General features: G+C 67.5%; 12 protein-coding genes. All 12 read right to left on the bottom strand.

Annotation, left to right across the window (positions count from 1 at the left end; genetic code table 11):
- Positions 1–20: 20 nt before the first annotated feature.
- The 12 genes from Mschef_RS12400 to Mschef_RS12455 all read right to left on the bottom strand — a co-directional run bounded on the left by Mschef_RS12400 (position 21) and on the right by Mschef_RS12455 (position 15,087).
- On the bottom strand, positions 21–2,201 hold the full coding sequence (locus Mschef_RS12400; protein WP_081128866.1) for a prolyl oligopeptidase family serine peptidase: 2,181 nt from the start codon (positions 2,199–2,201) through the stop codon (positions 21–23).
- Positions 2,202–2,344: 143 nt separating this feature from the next.
- Positions 2,345–5,539: an efflux RND transporter permease subunit gene (locus Mschef_RS12405; protein ID WP_081128868.1), complete on the bottom strand. Its 3,195-nt coding sequence runs from the start codon at positions 5,537–5,539 to the stop codon at positions 2,345–2,347.
- Entirely contained in the window at positions 5,536–6,915 is a 1,380-nt protein-coding gene (locus Mschef_RS12410) for an efflux RND transporter periplasmic adaptor subunit (RefSeq protein ID WP_081128870.1), read from the bottom strand. Before Mschef_RS12410 ends, Mschef_RS12405 begins: the two co-directional genes overlap by 4 nt.
- A complete protein-coding gene (locus Mschef_RS12415; RefSeq protein ID WP_081128872.1) occupies positions 6,912–8,192 on the bottom strand; it encodes a TolC family protein in 1,281 nt (426 codons plus the stop codon). Before Mschef_RS12415 ends, Mschef_RS12410 begins: the two co-directional genes overlap by 4 nt.
- A 72-nt stretch (positions 8,193–8,264) precedes the next feature.
- Complete coding sequence (locus tag Mschef_RS12420; protein ID WP_081128874.1) at positions 8,265–8,666, bottom strand: hypothetical protein; 402 nt, start codon at positions 8,664–8,666, stop codon at positions 8,265–8,267.
- Between the two features lie 68 nt (positions 8,667–8,734).
- A complete protein-coding gene (locus Mschef_RS12425) occupies positions 8,735–9,085 on the bottom strand; it encodes a DsrE/DsrF/TusD sulfur relay family protein (RefSeq protein WP_081128877.1) in 351 nt (116 codons plus the stop codon).
- A 31-nt stretch (positions 9,086–9,116) separates the two neighbouring features.
- A complete protein-coding gene (locus tag Mschef_RS12430) occupies positions 9,117–9,782 on the bottom strand; it encodes an ArsR/SmtB family transcription factor (RefSeq protein ID WP_081128879.1) in 666 nt (221 codons plus the stop codon).
- Positions 9,782–10,930, bottom strand: a complete 1,149-nt coding sequence (locus Mschef_RS12435) for a cysteine desulfurase family protein (RefSeq protein ID WP_081128881.1) — start codon at positions 10,928–10,930, stop codon at positions 9,782–9,784. The genes Mschef_RS12430 and Mschef_RS12435 overlap by 1 nt, the downstream gene beginning before the upstream one ends.
- Before the next feature lie 142 nt (positions 10,931–11,072).
- A complete protein-coding gene (locus Mschef_RS12440; protein ID WP_081128883.1) occupies positions 11,073–11,669 on the bottom strand; it encodes a c-type cytochrome in 597 nt (198 codons plus the stop codon).
- Between the two features lie 9 nt (positions 11,670–11,678).
- A complete protein-coding gene (locus Mschef_RS12445) occupies positions 11,679–12,785 on the bottom strand; it encodes a copper resistance protein B (RefSeq protein WP_081128885.1) in 1,107 nt (368 codons plus the stop codon).
- Positions 12,782–14,599: a copper resistance system multicopper oxidase gene (locus tag Mschef_RS12450; protein WP_081128887.1), complete on the bottom strand. Its 1,818-nt coding sequence runs from the start codon at positions 14,597–14,599 to the stop codon at positions 12,782–12,784. The genes Mschef_RS12445 and Mschef_RS12450 overlap by 4 nt, the downstream gene beginning before the upstream one ends.
- Before the next feature lie 92 nt (positions 14,600–14,691).
- Entirely contained in the window at positions 14,692–15,087 is a 396-nt protein-coding gene (locus Mschef_RS12455) for a hypothetical protein (RefSeq protein ID WP_081128889.1), read from the bottom strand.
- Positions 15,088–15,158: the final 71 nt, after the last annotated feature.

Below are 15,158 nucleotides of genomic sequence, written 5' to 3' on the forward strand. Positions count from 1 at the left end.
GACCCCGCGTGAAACCCAGCCTACTTGCCGCCCGGCGCGTCCGGGTTGCTCTTGGGCGCTGCGCTCACGCCGAGGTTGTTGGCCATGAACGCGAGGATGTCGGCCGACTGGCGGATGCGCTTGTCGGTGGGCATGTAATTGTGGCTGGTGTCGGTTTCCACGCGCAGCAAGATGGGGTTGGCGCAGGCCTGGTCGTGCTGCAGGGCGGCGGCGAACTTGTACGAATGGCTCGGCACCACGCGGTCGTCGTGGTCGGCGGTGGTGATCAGCGTCGGCGGGTAACAGCTGCCCTTGCGCACGTTTTCCACCGGCGAGTACTTGATCAGCCACGCGAAGTCTTTTTTCACATCCGAGGTTCCGTACTCCGGCGCCCACAGCGCGCCGCCGGAGAACTTCTGGTAGCGCAGCATGTCCATCACGCCCGCGCCGGCATAGGCGGCACCGAACAGGCGCGGGTTCTCGGTGATGCTGGCGCCGACCAGTAGCCCGCCATTGGAGTAACCCTGGATACCCAGGCGCCTGACCTCGGTATAGCGGTTCTTGACCAGCCACTTGGCGGCCCAGGCGAAATCATCAAAGACATTCTGCTTGTTGCCGAGCATGCCGGCCTTGTGCCACGCCTCGCCGTATTCGCCGCCGCCGCGGATGTTGGCCACGGCGTAGATGCCGCCCAGCTCCAGCCATACCGGCAGGGTCGGAGAGAAGCTCGGCGTGATGCTGATGTTGAAGCCGCCATAGGCATACAGCAGCGTCGGGTTCATGCCATTGCGCTGCAGGCCCTTGCGGTAGGTCAGGAACATTGGCACGCGCGTGCCATCCTTGGAGTGGTAGAACACCTGTACCGTTTCGTAGTGGCTGGGGTCGAACGGCACGTCAGGCTTGAATACCATGCGGGTTTTGCCGTCGCTCACGTCGTAGTTGAAGATCGTGGTCGGATACAGGAACGAAGTGAACGCGTAGTACACCTGCCTGCTGTCGACGTGGCTGCTGATGCCACCGACCGAGCCCAGCGTAGGCAGCGGCAGCGTGGCGAGGTGCTTGCCATCGCTGGCGTACAACTCGACCTCGCTCTTCACGTCCTTGAGCTTGTTCACCAGCACGCGGCCATCGGCGAGGCTGGCGGACTGGATCACCGCCGCGGTCTGCGGCACCACCACGCGCCAGTCGGCCGGCGCGGGATGCGCGATGTTGAAGGCGACGATGCGCCCGCGCGGCGCACCCAGCGTCGTCCGCAGGTATACGGTGTCGCCGATCGTGCCGATCGGCTGATACACGGCATCGTTTTGGGTGAACAACGGCTTGATGGGCGCGACCAGCCTAGGCGCCGCACCGGCACCAATTTCCTTGACGAACAGCTCGTTGCGGTTGGCGGTGCCATTGACCAGGCTGATGAACAGGTATTTGCCGTCGTGGCTTACCGCGCCGCCGACGATCCACTCGGGCAAGTCCGGGCGCTTGTAGACCAGCACGTCATCGGCCTGCGGCGTGCCGAGGCGGTGGTAGTACAGCGCCTGGTTGACGACGCGGTCGCTGATCGCCTCGCCCTGGGGCGGTGCCGGATAGCGCGAGTAGAAAAAGCCCTTGCCGTCGTGCGTCCATGCGATGCCGGAAAACTTCACCCACTGCACGTCGTCGCTGAGTGTCTTGCCGGTGGCCACGTCCATCACGTGCAGCGTCTGCCAGTCGGAGCCGCCCTGCGACAGGCCGTAGGCCAGGTAGTGGCCATCCTCGGACGGCTGCCAGTCCAACAGCGCGATGTCGCCGTTGGGCGAGAGCGTGTTCGGGTCGATCAACTCGCGCGGCTTGCCGCTGGCGCCGTCCTGCACGTAGACCGGCGACTGGTTCTGCAAACCGGTGTTGCGGCTGAAGAACAGATACTTGCCGGCCTGCACCGGAACGCTTTCTTTGGCGTAGTTCCACAACTGCGTCAGGCGCTGCTCGATCCACGGCCGCGTCGGCACCTTGGCCAGGTAGGCGTGGGTGAGCGCGTTTTCCTCGCCGACCCACTTTTTCAGACCCGGCGCATTGAGGTTCTCCATCCACTGATACGGCGCCGGCACCTTGTCGCCAAAGTAGTTGTTGACGATGTTGTCGCGCTGCGCCACGGGGTAGCGCAGCGGCGCGGCGGCAAGCGCGGGCATGGCGATCATGACCGCAGCCAGGGCCAGTCCAAGGTGGGCAGAGATCCGTTGATGCGACATGCGACACTCCTGAGGGTGAGAAGATCGTAAGCCGCCATTGTGCCCGTTGCTTCCGGCACGCGCATGCGCAGGCGCAGCAAGCGCCAGCGCAATACCACATGCGCACGCCAGCCGCGATCTGGTGCCCGGCCACCAGCGCGTGCTCAAGACGTGGCCCGCTCTGCATGGCGCGTCGCGACGGTCGCGGCGCGGTCCGCGCCCAACGGCCGGCCGACACGCAGGCGACGACGCTCGAGCAGGCGATAGCCTACCGGGATCACCAGCATCGACAGCAGCGGCGCGGTGATCATGCCGCCGACCATCGGCGCGGCGATGCTGCGCATCACCTCCGAGCCGGCGCCGTGGCCAAACATGATCGGCATCAGGCCAGCCAGGATCACCACCGCGGTCATGGCGATCGGCCGCACCCGCAGCACCGCGCCGGCGTCGATCGCTTCATCCAGCGCCAACTCATCGGCGCCGCCGGCCTCCACCCGTTGCCGCCACGCGTTGCGCAGATACAGCAGCATCACCACCCCCAGTTCGGAGGTCACACCCGCCAACGCGATGAAGCCGACCATGGTCGCCACCGACACCGGGTGCCCCAGCAGCCACACCAGCCAGACGCCGCCGACCAGCGCGAACGGCAGTGTCAACATGATCAACAGGGCTTCGGGAATGCGCCGGAACACGCTCCAGATCAGCACGAAAATGATCAGCAGCGTCAGCGGCACGATGGTCTTCAGCCGCTGCACGGCGCGCTCGAGGAAAGCGTACTGGCCGGCCCACTCCAGCGTGTAGCCCGGTGGCAACACGACCTGCCGGTGGATCGCATCCTGCAAGCGCGCCACCACGCCGCCTAAATTGCTGCTCGAGTTATCGATATACACGTAGTTGGCCAGTTGTCCATCCTCGCTAGTCAGCATCGCCGGGCCGCCGATCACGGACACCGTCGCCACCGCATCCAGCGGCAGTTGCGTGCCATCAGGCGCGACGATCAGCAGGTGGCGCAGCGCCGAGGCGCTCTGTCGCTGCACGCGCGGATAGCGCAGCACGATCGGAAAGCGCTCGCGGCCCTGCACCGTCTCGCCAATGGGATCGCCGCCCACCGCGGTGGCGATGATGGTCTGCAGGTCAGCCTGGGTCAGGCCATAGCGCGCGGCCGCATCGGGCCGGATGCGCACGTCGAGGTAGCGCCCGCCATTGCTCTGGTCGGCGGCGGCCGAGCCGACCCCGCGCACGCGCTGCGCGACGCGCACGATCGCGTTCGCGAGATGCTGCAGCACGGCGGGATCCGGACCCAGCACCTTGATGCCGATCGGGCTCTTGATGCCGGTCGACTGCATCGACACGCGGTTAGCGATCGGCGGCACGAACAGCGGTGTCAGCCCAGGAATGCCGCTGACGGCACGCTGCAGTTGCTCCTGGACCTTGGCCATGGTCATGCCCGACGGCCATTGGCTGCGCGGCTTGAAGGTGATCGTGGTCTCGAACATGTTGATCGGCGCGGGATCGGTCGCGGTGTGGGCGCGGCCGGCCTTGCCGAACACGGTCGCCACTTCGGGCACGGTCTTGAGCAGACGATCAGTCTGCTGCAGCAGTTGCGCGGCCTTGCCGTAAGACAAGCCCGGCAACGCGGTCGGCATGTACAGCAACGTGCCTTCGTTCAATGGCGGCATGAACTCGCTGCCGAGATGCAGCAGCGGCCATGTGCTGGCCGCCAGCACCAGCGCCACACCCAGCAGTACCGCCCAGGAGCGCCGCAAGGCACCATGCAGCAGCGGCCGATAGCCGCGGATCAGTGCGCGGTTGAGCGGATTCCTGTTCTCGGGGCGGATACGGCCGCGAATCAGATAGCCCATCAGTACCGGGACCAGCGTCACCGCCAGCGCCGCCGCCGCGGCCATCGCGTAGGTCTTGGTGAAGGCCAGCGGCGAGAACAGCCGGCCTTCCTGCCCCTGCAGCGCGAATACCGGCACGAAGGACAGTGCGATCACCAGCAGGCTGACGAACAGCGCCGGCCCCACCTCGGCGGCCGCTTCGGCGATGACCTCCCAGCGTTCGGCGCCATCGGGGTCGCGACCTTGCGCCTCACGCCAGTGCTCCAAATGTTTGTGCGCGTTCTCGATCATCACCACCGCGGCATCGACCATCGCGCCGATGGCGATGGCGATGCCGCCCAGCGACATCAGGTTGGCGCTGACGCCCTGGTAGTACATGACCAGAAAAGCCGCCAACACCCCCAGCGGCAGGGTGACCACCGCCACCAGCGAGGAGCGCAGGTGCCAGAGGAACAGTCCACACACCAACGCCACCACCAGGAATTCCTCCAGCAGTTTCTCGCGCAGGTTGTGCGCGGCCTCCAGGATCAACTGCGAGCGATCGTAAGTGGGCACGATCGCGACGCCCTTGGGCAGGCTGCGCTGCAACTGTGCGATACGTGTCTTGACCGCCTCGATCGTTTTCAGCGCGTTGGCGCCCTCGCGCTCGATGACCACGCCGCCGACGACCTCGCCCTGACCATCGAGATCGGCAATGCCGTTGCGCAGCGTCGGCCCACGGCGCACCACGGCGACCTCACCGAGCCGCACCGGCACACCGCCCGGTCCGGTCGTCAGCGGAATCCGGTCGAAGTCTTCGCGGGTATGCAGATAACCGATGCTCTGCACCATCAGATCGGCTTCGCCCTGCGAAATCACGGAGCCACCGGTGGCCCCATTGGCTACGCGCACGGCCTGTTCCACCTGTGCCAACGTCAAGCCGTAGGCGGCCAGCTTGACCGGATCGACCACGATCTGCCAGGCGCGCCGCATGCCGCCGATGCTGGCCACCTCGGCCACGCCCGGCACGGTTTTGAGTTGATAACGCAGATACCAGTCCTGCAGCGCGCGCAACTGGCCGAGATCCATCGTGCCATCGCGGTCGACCAGTGCGTACTCGTAGACCCAGCCCAGGCCGGTGGCGTCAGGCCCGAGTTCCGGATCGACGCCCTGCGGCAGCCGTGCACGCGCCTGGCTCAGATATTCCAGCACCCGCGATCGCGCCCAATACAGATTGGTGCCGCTGTGAAAAATCACATACACCAGCGAATAGCCGAACGAGGAATACGCGCGTACGGCCTTGACATCGGGCACGGAGAGCATCGTCGTCGCCAATGGATAGGTGAGCTGGTCCTCGACCACCTGTGGCGGCTGCCCGGTCCAACTCGTCTTCAGGATGACTTGCGTATCGGAGAGGTCGGGCAAGGCATCGAGCGGGATGTGCAGCGCAGCCCATACCCCCCAGCCGGCGAGCAGCAATGCGCCCATCAGTACCAGCAAGCGGTTGCGGATGGCGGCGCGGATGATGGCGACGATCATGGCGTGTGGCCTTTCGTGGACGCTGGCATGGCCATGCCGGGCATGGCGTCCTGTGCCGGTGGCTTCACGCTCGGGCGTGCGGGCACCGTCGGCGCCGACGACGCAGGCATGACAGGCACGGCGGGCACATCAGGCGCGACCGACGAGCGCGGCGCGGGCGGCGTGGTCAACCGCTGCAGCGCGCCATTGAGATTGGCCTCGGAGTCGATCAGGAATTGGCCCGAGGTGACCACGCGCTCGCCACTCTTGAGGCCTGCCAGCACCTCGGTATAGCCATCCGCCGAGCGGCCGATGCGCACCGCGCGTGGCTGCATGCGGCCATCGCCAAGATCGAGGAGCACGCGGTTCTGCACGCCGGTGCTGATCAAGGCCTCATCGGGTACCAGCGGATGCGGCGTGGTGCCTGCGGTCGCCAGGCGCACCGTCGCGTACATGCCCGGCGCCAGCGTGCCGTGCGGATTGTCCAGCGCGATACGCGCGGTTTCGGTGCGCGTGCGCGCATCCACCTCGGGCAGCAAAGCCTCGACGTTACCGGCGAAGATGCGCCCGGGAAACGCGTCGACTTCGATGGCGACCGGCGTGCCCGGGCCGATACCGGCGACCTCGGCTTGCGGGATCGCGGCATCCAGCCACAGCCGGGCGAGATCGTCGATGCGCAACAACGTCGTGCCGGCGGCCACCTGCTGGCCTTGGCGCACGTCCAGCGCGCTGACCACGCCGGAAGCAGGTGCGCGCAGCATGATGCCGCCGCCGGCACTGATATCCGCGGAGCGGATCTCTTGCGCGCTCATGCCCAGTACGTACAGACGCTGCAGCGCGGCGGAACGCAACGCGCGCGCATCAGCCGACTGCGCATGCTCGAGCGCGCGGTATTCGGCGACAGCCGACATCCAGGCTGGCGCCAGCAGCTCCGCCAGCGGTTGGCCGGCACGCACGTGATCGAACGGCGCGCGCACGAACAGCCGCGACAGCACGCCATCGGTACGCGCGCTGACGACCACCGAGCGACGACGATCCCAGGCCAGAACGCCCGGCACACGCAACTCCCGGTGCAACACGCCGACACGGATGACGCTGGTGCGCATGCCGAGGTTCTGCTCGACAACCGGACTGATGCGCACCAAGCCCATACTCGTACCTGACCCGCCCGCATACTTCGGCACCAGTTGCATACCCGGCATCAGCGGCGATGGCCCGGGATGGTTGAAGTGTGTGCCGGGCTGCATCGGGTCATACCAGTACAGCACTTTGCGCGCTGGCTGGGCGCCAGACGTTGGCGCGGCACTGCCGTGATCGCGCGTTCCCAGGACATACCCGGCGGCCGCGGCAACGCCCATAACCGTAGCCAGAAGGACAAAAAGGGGCGTACGGCTCATTGCGCATACTCCGGTAGCAGGTAAGCGAGTTGGGCCCAGGTGTCACCCCAGGCCTTCAACGCATCGACATAGTCAAGACGGGTCGTGATCTCGTCTCGCCGCGCTTCCAACCAGGGTTGCAGCGAGGCGCCGCCGCGGTAGGCGGCCAGTGCCGCCGCACTGCGATCGGCCGCCAGGGACAGCAGCGTGTCGCGGTCGCGTCGCACCTGGCGGCCGTAGCCCTGCCATGTCGCCAGCAGGCGCTGCACCGCCTCGACCTGCGCGCGGCGCGCGTTCTCGCGCTCGGCGCGTACCGCATCGAGGTCGGCGCGGCGGGCCAGGACGTCCTGGTCCTCGCGATGGGCGGGGAACAACGGCAGACGCACGCCCACCAGCAACGTAATCATATTCGGCAGGCCGGGTGCTCGCGCGCCATAGTCCAAGCCCACGCTCCAGCCTGGATGCTTGCTGGCGCGGGCGCTCTGCAGTGCGGCCTCCGCGCGGTCTTCGCGCGATTCCCAGTCGAGCAGCGGTGCCTGCTGGTCGGGAGTCTGCAGCAGGTGCGCGTCGGTGACCGGGAGCCGCGCAAAGTCGGGGGACGCGGCCAGATCCGCGCTTGCCGCTTCGCTTCCAATCCAGCGCGCCAGCGCGGCGCGCGCGGACGCGATATCGGCATTGGCGAGGTCCAGCCGATTGGCCAGTTCGGCCTGTGCCGCCCTGGTCGCCAGGGCCTCCGCCGCGGAGCCAGTGCCACCGGCCAGGCGCGCCTTCGCCGCGACGATGGCCAGGGCGTTCTGCCGCTCAAGTCCCTCGATCTGGTCGCGCGCCTGCTCGGCGGCCCACAGGGAAACCCAGGCCGCCGCCGCCGCTTGTCGGGCATTCAGGCGTGCCTGCTCGGTTTCCGCATTGGCCGCGGCCTCGCCCGCACGCGCACCGACACGTTCCGCGGCCAACTGGGTGTCGGAGGGGATCTCCTGACTGAGCCCCACCGTGCGCATGGTCATGGAATCGGCGGCGGTGCTGAAGGCGCCAGGCCCTTGCACCGTCAGGTTCTGCACCCCGAAGGTAAGGCGCGGATCGGGCCAGCGACCGGCGCGATTGCGGTCAGCGCGGGCGGCATCCTCGCGAGCACGGCCCGCCTGCACCAGCGGCGCGCGCTCGACAGCCAGTGTCACCGTCTGTTGCAGGGTCAGTGGCGATGTGGCTACTGCCGGAAATGCTGTCAGCGCCAGCAGCGCGGTCGCACATTGCAGGTGAAGCACGACGTCACGGCGGCGCCGGCGATCAAACACGAACATGGCAAGTCTCCATCGGGCGGAACGCATCCGGCACGCGCTCGGCGCGGCCGGTCACGACACACGAGGGAGGGTCTAGATCAGCAGGACGCAGCAGCGCGGCGGTGGCGATGCGCCAAGATCAGCGGCCGCGCGCTCGTCGAGACGCGGCGACGGCGGGGCTGGAGTGATCGCCAGCACCGGCGGCTGCGGCGGCAACGCCAGCGCGGGCACCATGGGCGCGCGCGCGTCCTGCGGCGCCGGTGCCGGCTGCGCGCAATGCTGCACGCACAACGCGCGCGCATGCTGAATCATGCTCGTCATGCCATCGCAGCAAGGCATGCTCGCCATCGACTGCATCGCCGCCTGCGCGGGTACCGCGGCCTGCGGCAGCGAGCAGGCGTACGCCGTCAGCGCCAACTGCTGGAACAGCAGCGCGCACAGCGCCAGCAGCGCAATGCGCAGGCGCGTGCGGCGATTGATGTGCAGGCGACGCATCACTTCTGCAAAATAGCACAGGCTGTTGCAGCGATCGCGACATGACGGTGGATTTCTGCAACAAGCATTCAGAACACCAGCGTTTTGTCAGCCCACTGCGTCCACGCGGCGAGCTGCTCCATCGTGCTGCGCGGCGCGCCTTCGATCAGCTCCGTGGCGGCGATGCCGCGGGCGTCGATGCAGGTGCCGCAGACGCCGACTTCGCCGCCGTGGCGAACGATCATGCCCAGCATGTCGCCGATGTTGTAGTAGCCCGGCGCCACTTTCTGCCCGGCCTTGGCACAGGCCACCGCATCGCCGATCAGGAACAGCTTCACCTCCTCGCCGCCGGTCTTGAGCATCTGCCGGGCGAGCCGCAGGGCGTTGTAGCTACGCTCGCTGCCGTAGGGTGCATCGTTGAGCACGAATAGATGTTTCATGGGAGTCTCCCTTGCGTTGATGAAATGGAATTCACGGTTGCGATTCCAGCGGCAGCCCCAGCGCCCGCCAGTCGGGCACGCCGATTTCGAGCCGCGCGGCCTTGCGGCCGTGGCGGCGCAGGATCTCCACCGCCTCGACCGACATCACGCAATATGGACCGCGGCAATAGGCCACCACCTGCCGGTCGCGCGGCAATTCGGCGAGCCGCTGCTCCAGCTCGGCCAGCGGCACCGACAGCGCGCCGGGGATGTGTCCGTTGCGGTACTCCTGCTCGGGACGCACGTCGAGAACCAGTGCCTCGCCACTGCGAACGCGCTTGAGCAGGGTGGCCTGATCCACCGCTTCCAGAACGTTCTTGCCGTCGAGGAAGAGCCGGGTGATGCGCTCGATTTCGGCCAGTCTCGACTCGGCCAGATGGCGGAAGGCCAGAAAGAAATCGCAGACCTCGGTTCCGGCCAGCCGGTAGGTGACGTACAAACCCTGTTTTTCCGCCTCCACCAAGCGACCCGTGCGCAGCACCTTGAGATGCTGCGAGGCGTTGGCGAGGGTCTGGCCGGTGGCCGCGGCAAGCGACTCCACCGTGCGTGGCCCCTGGCAGAGCACATCGAGCATTTCCAGTCGCTTGGGGCTTGCCAGGGACTTGCCCAAGCGCCCGAACTGTTCGTAGATCTGATCCTTGAATGCGCGGTTGTCCATCAGCCGTGCTCCGCGACCGTCAGTTCGCGCCATGCCGTGATCAACGCCGCGGCGGCCGCGTCGATTTCGTCCTCACGGGTATAACGCCCAACGGACAGGCGCACGGCGCCGGCGATCCGCGCGCCGGGAAGGCCCATCGCTCCCAGCACCCCGCTGGGCGCAGCGTCCCCGGCATGGCAGGCGGAACCGGTGGCGGCGGCGACTTGGTCCGCCACCCGCTGCAGCAGCATCACGCCGGATACGCCGGGAAAGGACACGTTGAGGGTGTTTGACAGGCGCTGCTCGGGGTGGCCGTTCAAGGCGAGCCCCGGAACCTCCTGCGACAGGCGGGCATGCAGTCGGTCGCGCAGCGCGCGCAGGTGCGCGTGAGCTTCCGGCAGGCGTTCGCGCGCCAGGCGTGCCGCGGCACCCAGGGCGACGATCTGCGCGATGTTCTCGGTGCCCGGACGCAGGCCCTGCTCCTGGCCGGCTCCGGCGAGCACGGCAGTGATCGGTGTGCCGGTGCGCACGTACAACGCGCCGACGCCCTTGGGCGCATGGAACTTGTGTCCGGCGAGGGTCAGCAGGTCGACGCCCAGCGCTTCGACATCGAGCGCGACCTTGCCGGCGGACTGCGCGGCATCGGTGTGCATCGGTACCCCATGGGCGCGAACGATCGCGGCGATCTCGGCGATGGGCTGGATCGTGCCGACCTCGTTGTTGGCGTGCATCACCGACACCAGCCCCGTATCGGATCGCAGCGCGGCGGCGACGTCGCCGGGAGCGACTCGGCCGTATTCATCCACCGGCACGACCGTCACCGACCAGCCCAGCTCCTGCAGTCGACGCGCGGGCTCGCTCACCGCCGGGTGTTCGACGGCGGAGATCACGGCGTGGCGACGCGCAGGCCCCAACACCCGCGCCACGCCGAGGATGGCGAGGTTGTTCGCCTCGGTAGCGCTGCCGGTAAAGACGATTTCGGCCGCACGCGCACCGATCAGGCGGGCAGTGTCCTCGCGCGCCGCGGCCATGGCGCGGCGCGGCGCATCCGCGTAGGCGTGAGCGGACGACGGATTGCCGAAATGCTCGCGCAGGAACGGCAGCATGGCCGCCACCACTTCCGGCGCGATCGGGGTGGTGGCGTTGCAGTCGAGGTAGACCAAGGCCATGCCAACATCCGATCAAGTAATTAATTATTAGTATGAATACTTGATCATAGAAGGTCAAGTTATGCACTACCGTTGATACGCAGACGCGTGCGGCGAACGCAGTGCAAACTCGCCGGACAACGCCAAAGCAACATCATTGAATTCAATGATCATGCGTGTGACTGCTTGCCCGGTCGGCGTGGGCGTGGCTCTGCATCATCGCGCCGGAATCCATCGGACCCATGTCCTCGTCGGGCGGCGCCTTGGCGACGATGGCCCGGTACTCGGCGGGCGTCATGCCAGGCAGCCTCTGAAGGAAGGCGACCGTGCTCCAGATGGTGGCGTCGTCATGGCTGAAGCCCCACGCCGGCATCGCGCTCATCTTGATGCCGTGCTTGATCACCCAGAACGCCTGGCGCGGATCGACACGCACCTGACTGAGGTTGGGCGGCTGCGGATACAGGCCGGGGCGTATCTCGGAATCGGTGACGCCGGGCGCCAGATGGCAGCCAGCACACATTGCCGCGTACTGGCCGGCACCCTTGAGGATGATCGCAGGATCGTTGATGTCGTTTGGCACCTCGATGGGAGCCGCATGCTTCTCGATCGAGCGTTCGCGCATCATCGTCAGCATCGCCACCGTCGCCTTCCAGTGCGGGCTGTCGGCGCCCATGTTGTACATGCCCAGCCACATGTAGCCAAAGATGCCGAGCGCCACCGCCAACGCGGCCGCGAGAAGAACAATCAGCGTGTTTTTCATATCCCCTCCTCAGAACCAGATGCGCACGCCGGCCACGATCTGCCGGTCGAACACGGATTTGCCCTCGGCGCGGCGCAAGTCCGCGGTGCCGCCGAACACGCGCTGCCAGACCAGGCCGATATACGGTGCGAACTCGCGGCGGATCTCGTAGCGCAGGCGCAGGCCCAGGCTGGCGTCTGACAGACCCGAGCCCAATCGCCAGACCGGATCGGGTTTGCCGTAGAGATTGGCCTCGAACTCCGGTTGCAGGATCAGACGCTGGGTGATCAGCAACTCGTACTCGGCCTTGAAGCGCGCCGCCGTGCGCCCGCCCGAACCCGCATAGCCGGTGACCTCGATGTCGAACCAGTAGGGCGCCAGACCTTGTACGCCGAAAGCCGCCCAGTTGCGGCCCGGCCCGTTGCCGAAGTCGTGGCGCACGCCCAGCGTGCTGTCCCAGAACGTGGCGATGGCATGGCTCCACAGCGCTTCGATGTCCCCCTCTTGCACATGCCCGGCACTGCGCGCGCCCTCGCTGCGCAGCAACAGACGGTTGCGGTCGCCGCCGTACCAGGCCTGTGCATCCCAGGCCTGGCCGGTGATGCCGTCGGCGCGGGTCGCCTCGAGCTGGTTGATCAGCACCTTGCCGAACCTCTGGTCATCGGCCATGTCCATGCCGGTCATCGGCATCGCTTCGAGCTTCGCCAGATAGGCCGCGGGATCGGCCGGACCGGGTGGCAGCGCGGGCGCCGCAGGCGTCGAGGTGGAGGATGCAGTTGGCGCGCCGCGCTGGCCGTGCGATGTTTTCATCCCTGGCATGCCTGACGTGCTGCCTGTGTCCATCCCGGACATCGCACCCATGTCCATGCCGGACATGCTGCCCATCGAGGACGAAGTGGCAGCCGGTTGCGCCGAGGTTGCACGCGCCGGAGCCGCCGGCTTTGCGGGTGGGGCGCCGTGCTTACCGTGCGAGATGTCCATGCCCGGCATCGAGCCCATGTCCATCTCCGGCATCGCCGTCGATGCCGACGATGCGGGCACCTGCTGCGCGAACGCCGGCGCCGTCAGCGCGGTTGCGCACAGCACCCACAGCGAGGTCAAGCGTGTGCGGCGGCGAATGATCGCATGCGTGCTCATGCCACGATCACCTCGCGGAACATGCCCGCTTCCATGTGGTAGAGCAGGTGGCAGTGGTAGGCCCAGCGCCCCGGTGCGTCGGCGCTGACCAGGTAGCTGATCTGCTGCGCCGGCTGCACGCTGACGGTGTGCTTGCGCACCTGGAAGCCGCCGTCCGGCGCCTCGACCTCGCTCCACATGCCGTGCAGATGGATCGGGTGGGTCATCATGGTGTCGTTGATCAGGGTGATGCGCAGGCGCTCGCCGTAGCGGAACACGATCGGCCTGGCGTCGGAGAACTTCACGCCGTCGAAGCCCCACACGTAGCGCTGCATGTTGCCGGTGAGGTGCAGGGTCAGCGTGCGCCCCGGCTCGCGCGGATCGAGCGACCCGCCGATCGTGTGCAGGTCGGCGTAGCTCAGCACGCGGCGGCCGTTGTCGCGCAGACCGACGCCGGGATCTTCGAGGTTGGTGCGCGGGTCGGCCACGCACATGTCCACACTGGGGCCGGTGCGACAGTGCCAGGGCGGCGGGAAGGCGAACGGCGCAGCGCCTTCCTGCGCGGACGCCGCCGCGTGGCCGGCGTGCGCCATGTCCGACATCCCGGCCATGCCATTCTTGTCTTTCATGCCCTGCATGCCGCCGCCGTGCGCGCCGTGGGCCATCCCAGCCATGCCGCCCATCGCCCCCATCATGTCGGTCATGCCCAGCCACGGCACCGGATCCAGCGGCGGTACCGGCGCTTCCATGCCGGCACGCGGCGCCAGCGTGCCGCGCGCGTAGCCGCTGCGATCCATCGATTGGGCGAAGATCGTGTAGGCCGCGTCGCCGGGCTCGACGATCACGTCATAGGTTTCGGCGACGCCGATGCGCAACTCGTCCACCGTCACCGGCTCGACGTCCTGGCCATCGCTGCTGACCACGGTCATCTTCAAGCCCGGGATACGCAGGTCGAAGTAGGTCATCGCCGAGCCGTTGATGACGCGCAGACGCACGCGCTCGCCGGGCTTGAACAACGCGGTCCAGTTGCCGGCCGGCGCGGTGCCGTTGAGCAGGTAGGTATAGGTGTAGGCCGACACGTCGCTGAGGTCGGTCGGGTTCATGCGCATCCGGTTCCACATGCGCCGCCTGGCCAGCGCCGCGCGGATGCCGATGCGCTCGACATCGCGCATGAAATCGAGCGCGGTCGGCTGGCCGAAGTTGTAGTAGTCGCTCTGGCGCTTGAGCGTGGCGAGGATGGTGTCGGGGTTCTGGTCGGTCCAGTCGCTGAGCATCACCACGTAGTCGCGATCGGCGCGGACCCCGGCGCCGTCGCGCGCCTCGACCACGATCGGTCCGTACAGGCCCTGCTGCTCCTGGAAACCCGAATGCGAGTGGTACCAATAGGTGCCGGTCTGGCGCACCGGGAAGCGGTAGGTGAACGTCTCGCCCGGCGCGATACCGGGAAAGCTCAGGCCCGGCACGCCGTCCATCCGGAACGGCAGCAGGATGCCGTGCCAGTGGATCGAGCTGGTCACCGGCAGCGTGTTGCGCACGCGCAGGGTGACGGTGTCGCCCTCGCGCCAGCGCAGGATCGGCGCCGGCAACTGGCGGTTGACCACGATCGCGCTACGCGCGTGGCCGGTGAAATCGACCGCCATGGTGCCGATGGTCAGATCGAACTCGGTGCCGCTGAGCACGGCGGGATACGCCGTGGCTGCCGGCGCGGCCAGCGCGAAGCGCGGCAGCAGGCCGACGCCGAGCGCGGCGCCACCCAGCGCGAGCCCCTGCATGAAGCGGCGACGGGACGGATCGGGCACGGCGGGACCCTTGGATTGAACAAGAATGCGGGACATGGCAACTCCGGAACGCGAGAACAGGCCGCGCTCGGCACGGCACGGCGTCAATCGGGCAAGGCAGGAGCGTCGCGCGCAGCGACGCGGCGCGTTCAGGCGGCTGGCGGTCGCAGCGGCGGAGCGGTGATCATGGGTGCGAGGGCGGGGCGGCGCAGCCGCAACAGATCGCGCCCCGCACGCGACGTCCGCATCGACAGCGCAGCCACCGGCAGAGCCGCGGCACCACACACGCTGACACAACCGCAGCAATATCCACCACTGCAGGCAGGCTGCGCGTGGCTGCAGCAATCGTACCCGGCCGCGGATGCATCGGCGCAGTGCGCGGCTACCGGCTGGCCAGCGTGCGACATCGGCGCGGCATGCTTCATGGTCGTCGCCATCGCCAGTGCAGTCTGCATGGCAGGCAGCGGCAGCGTGAGCACCATGCCCGCCCATGCCAGCAGGGCCAGCACGAACAGACGGCGGAACGGGACGGCAGAAAGATGCATGGGCCGCAGCGTAATTTCTCCGTAATGTCAACGCAACCCAGAAGGCGCTCCGCGGTCGGCATCCGTGCGCT

The sequence above is a fragment of the Metallibacterium scheffleri genome (genome assembly GCF_002077135.1).
Taxonomy (GTDB): Bacteria; Pseudomonadota; Gammaproteobacteria; order Xanthomonadales; family Rhodanobacteraceae; genus Metallibacterium; species Metallibacterium scheffleri.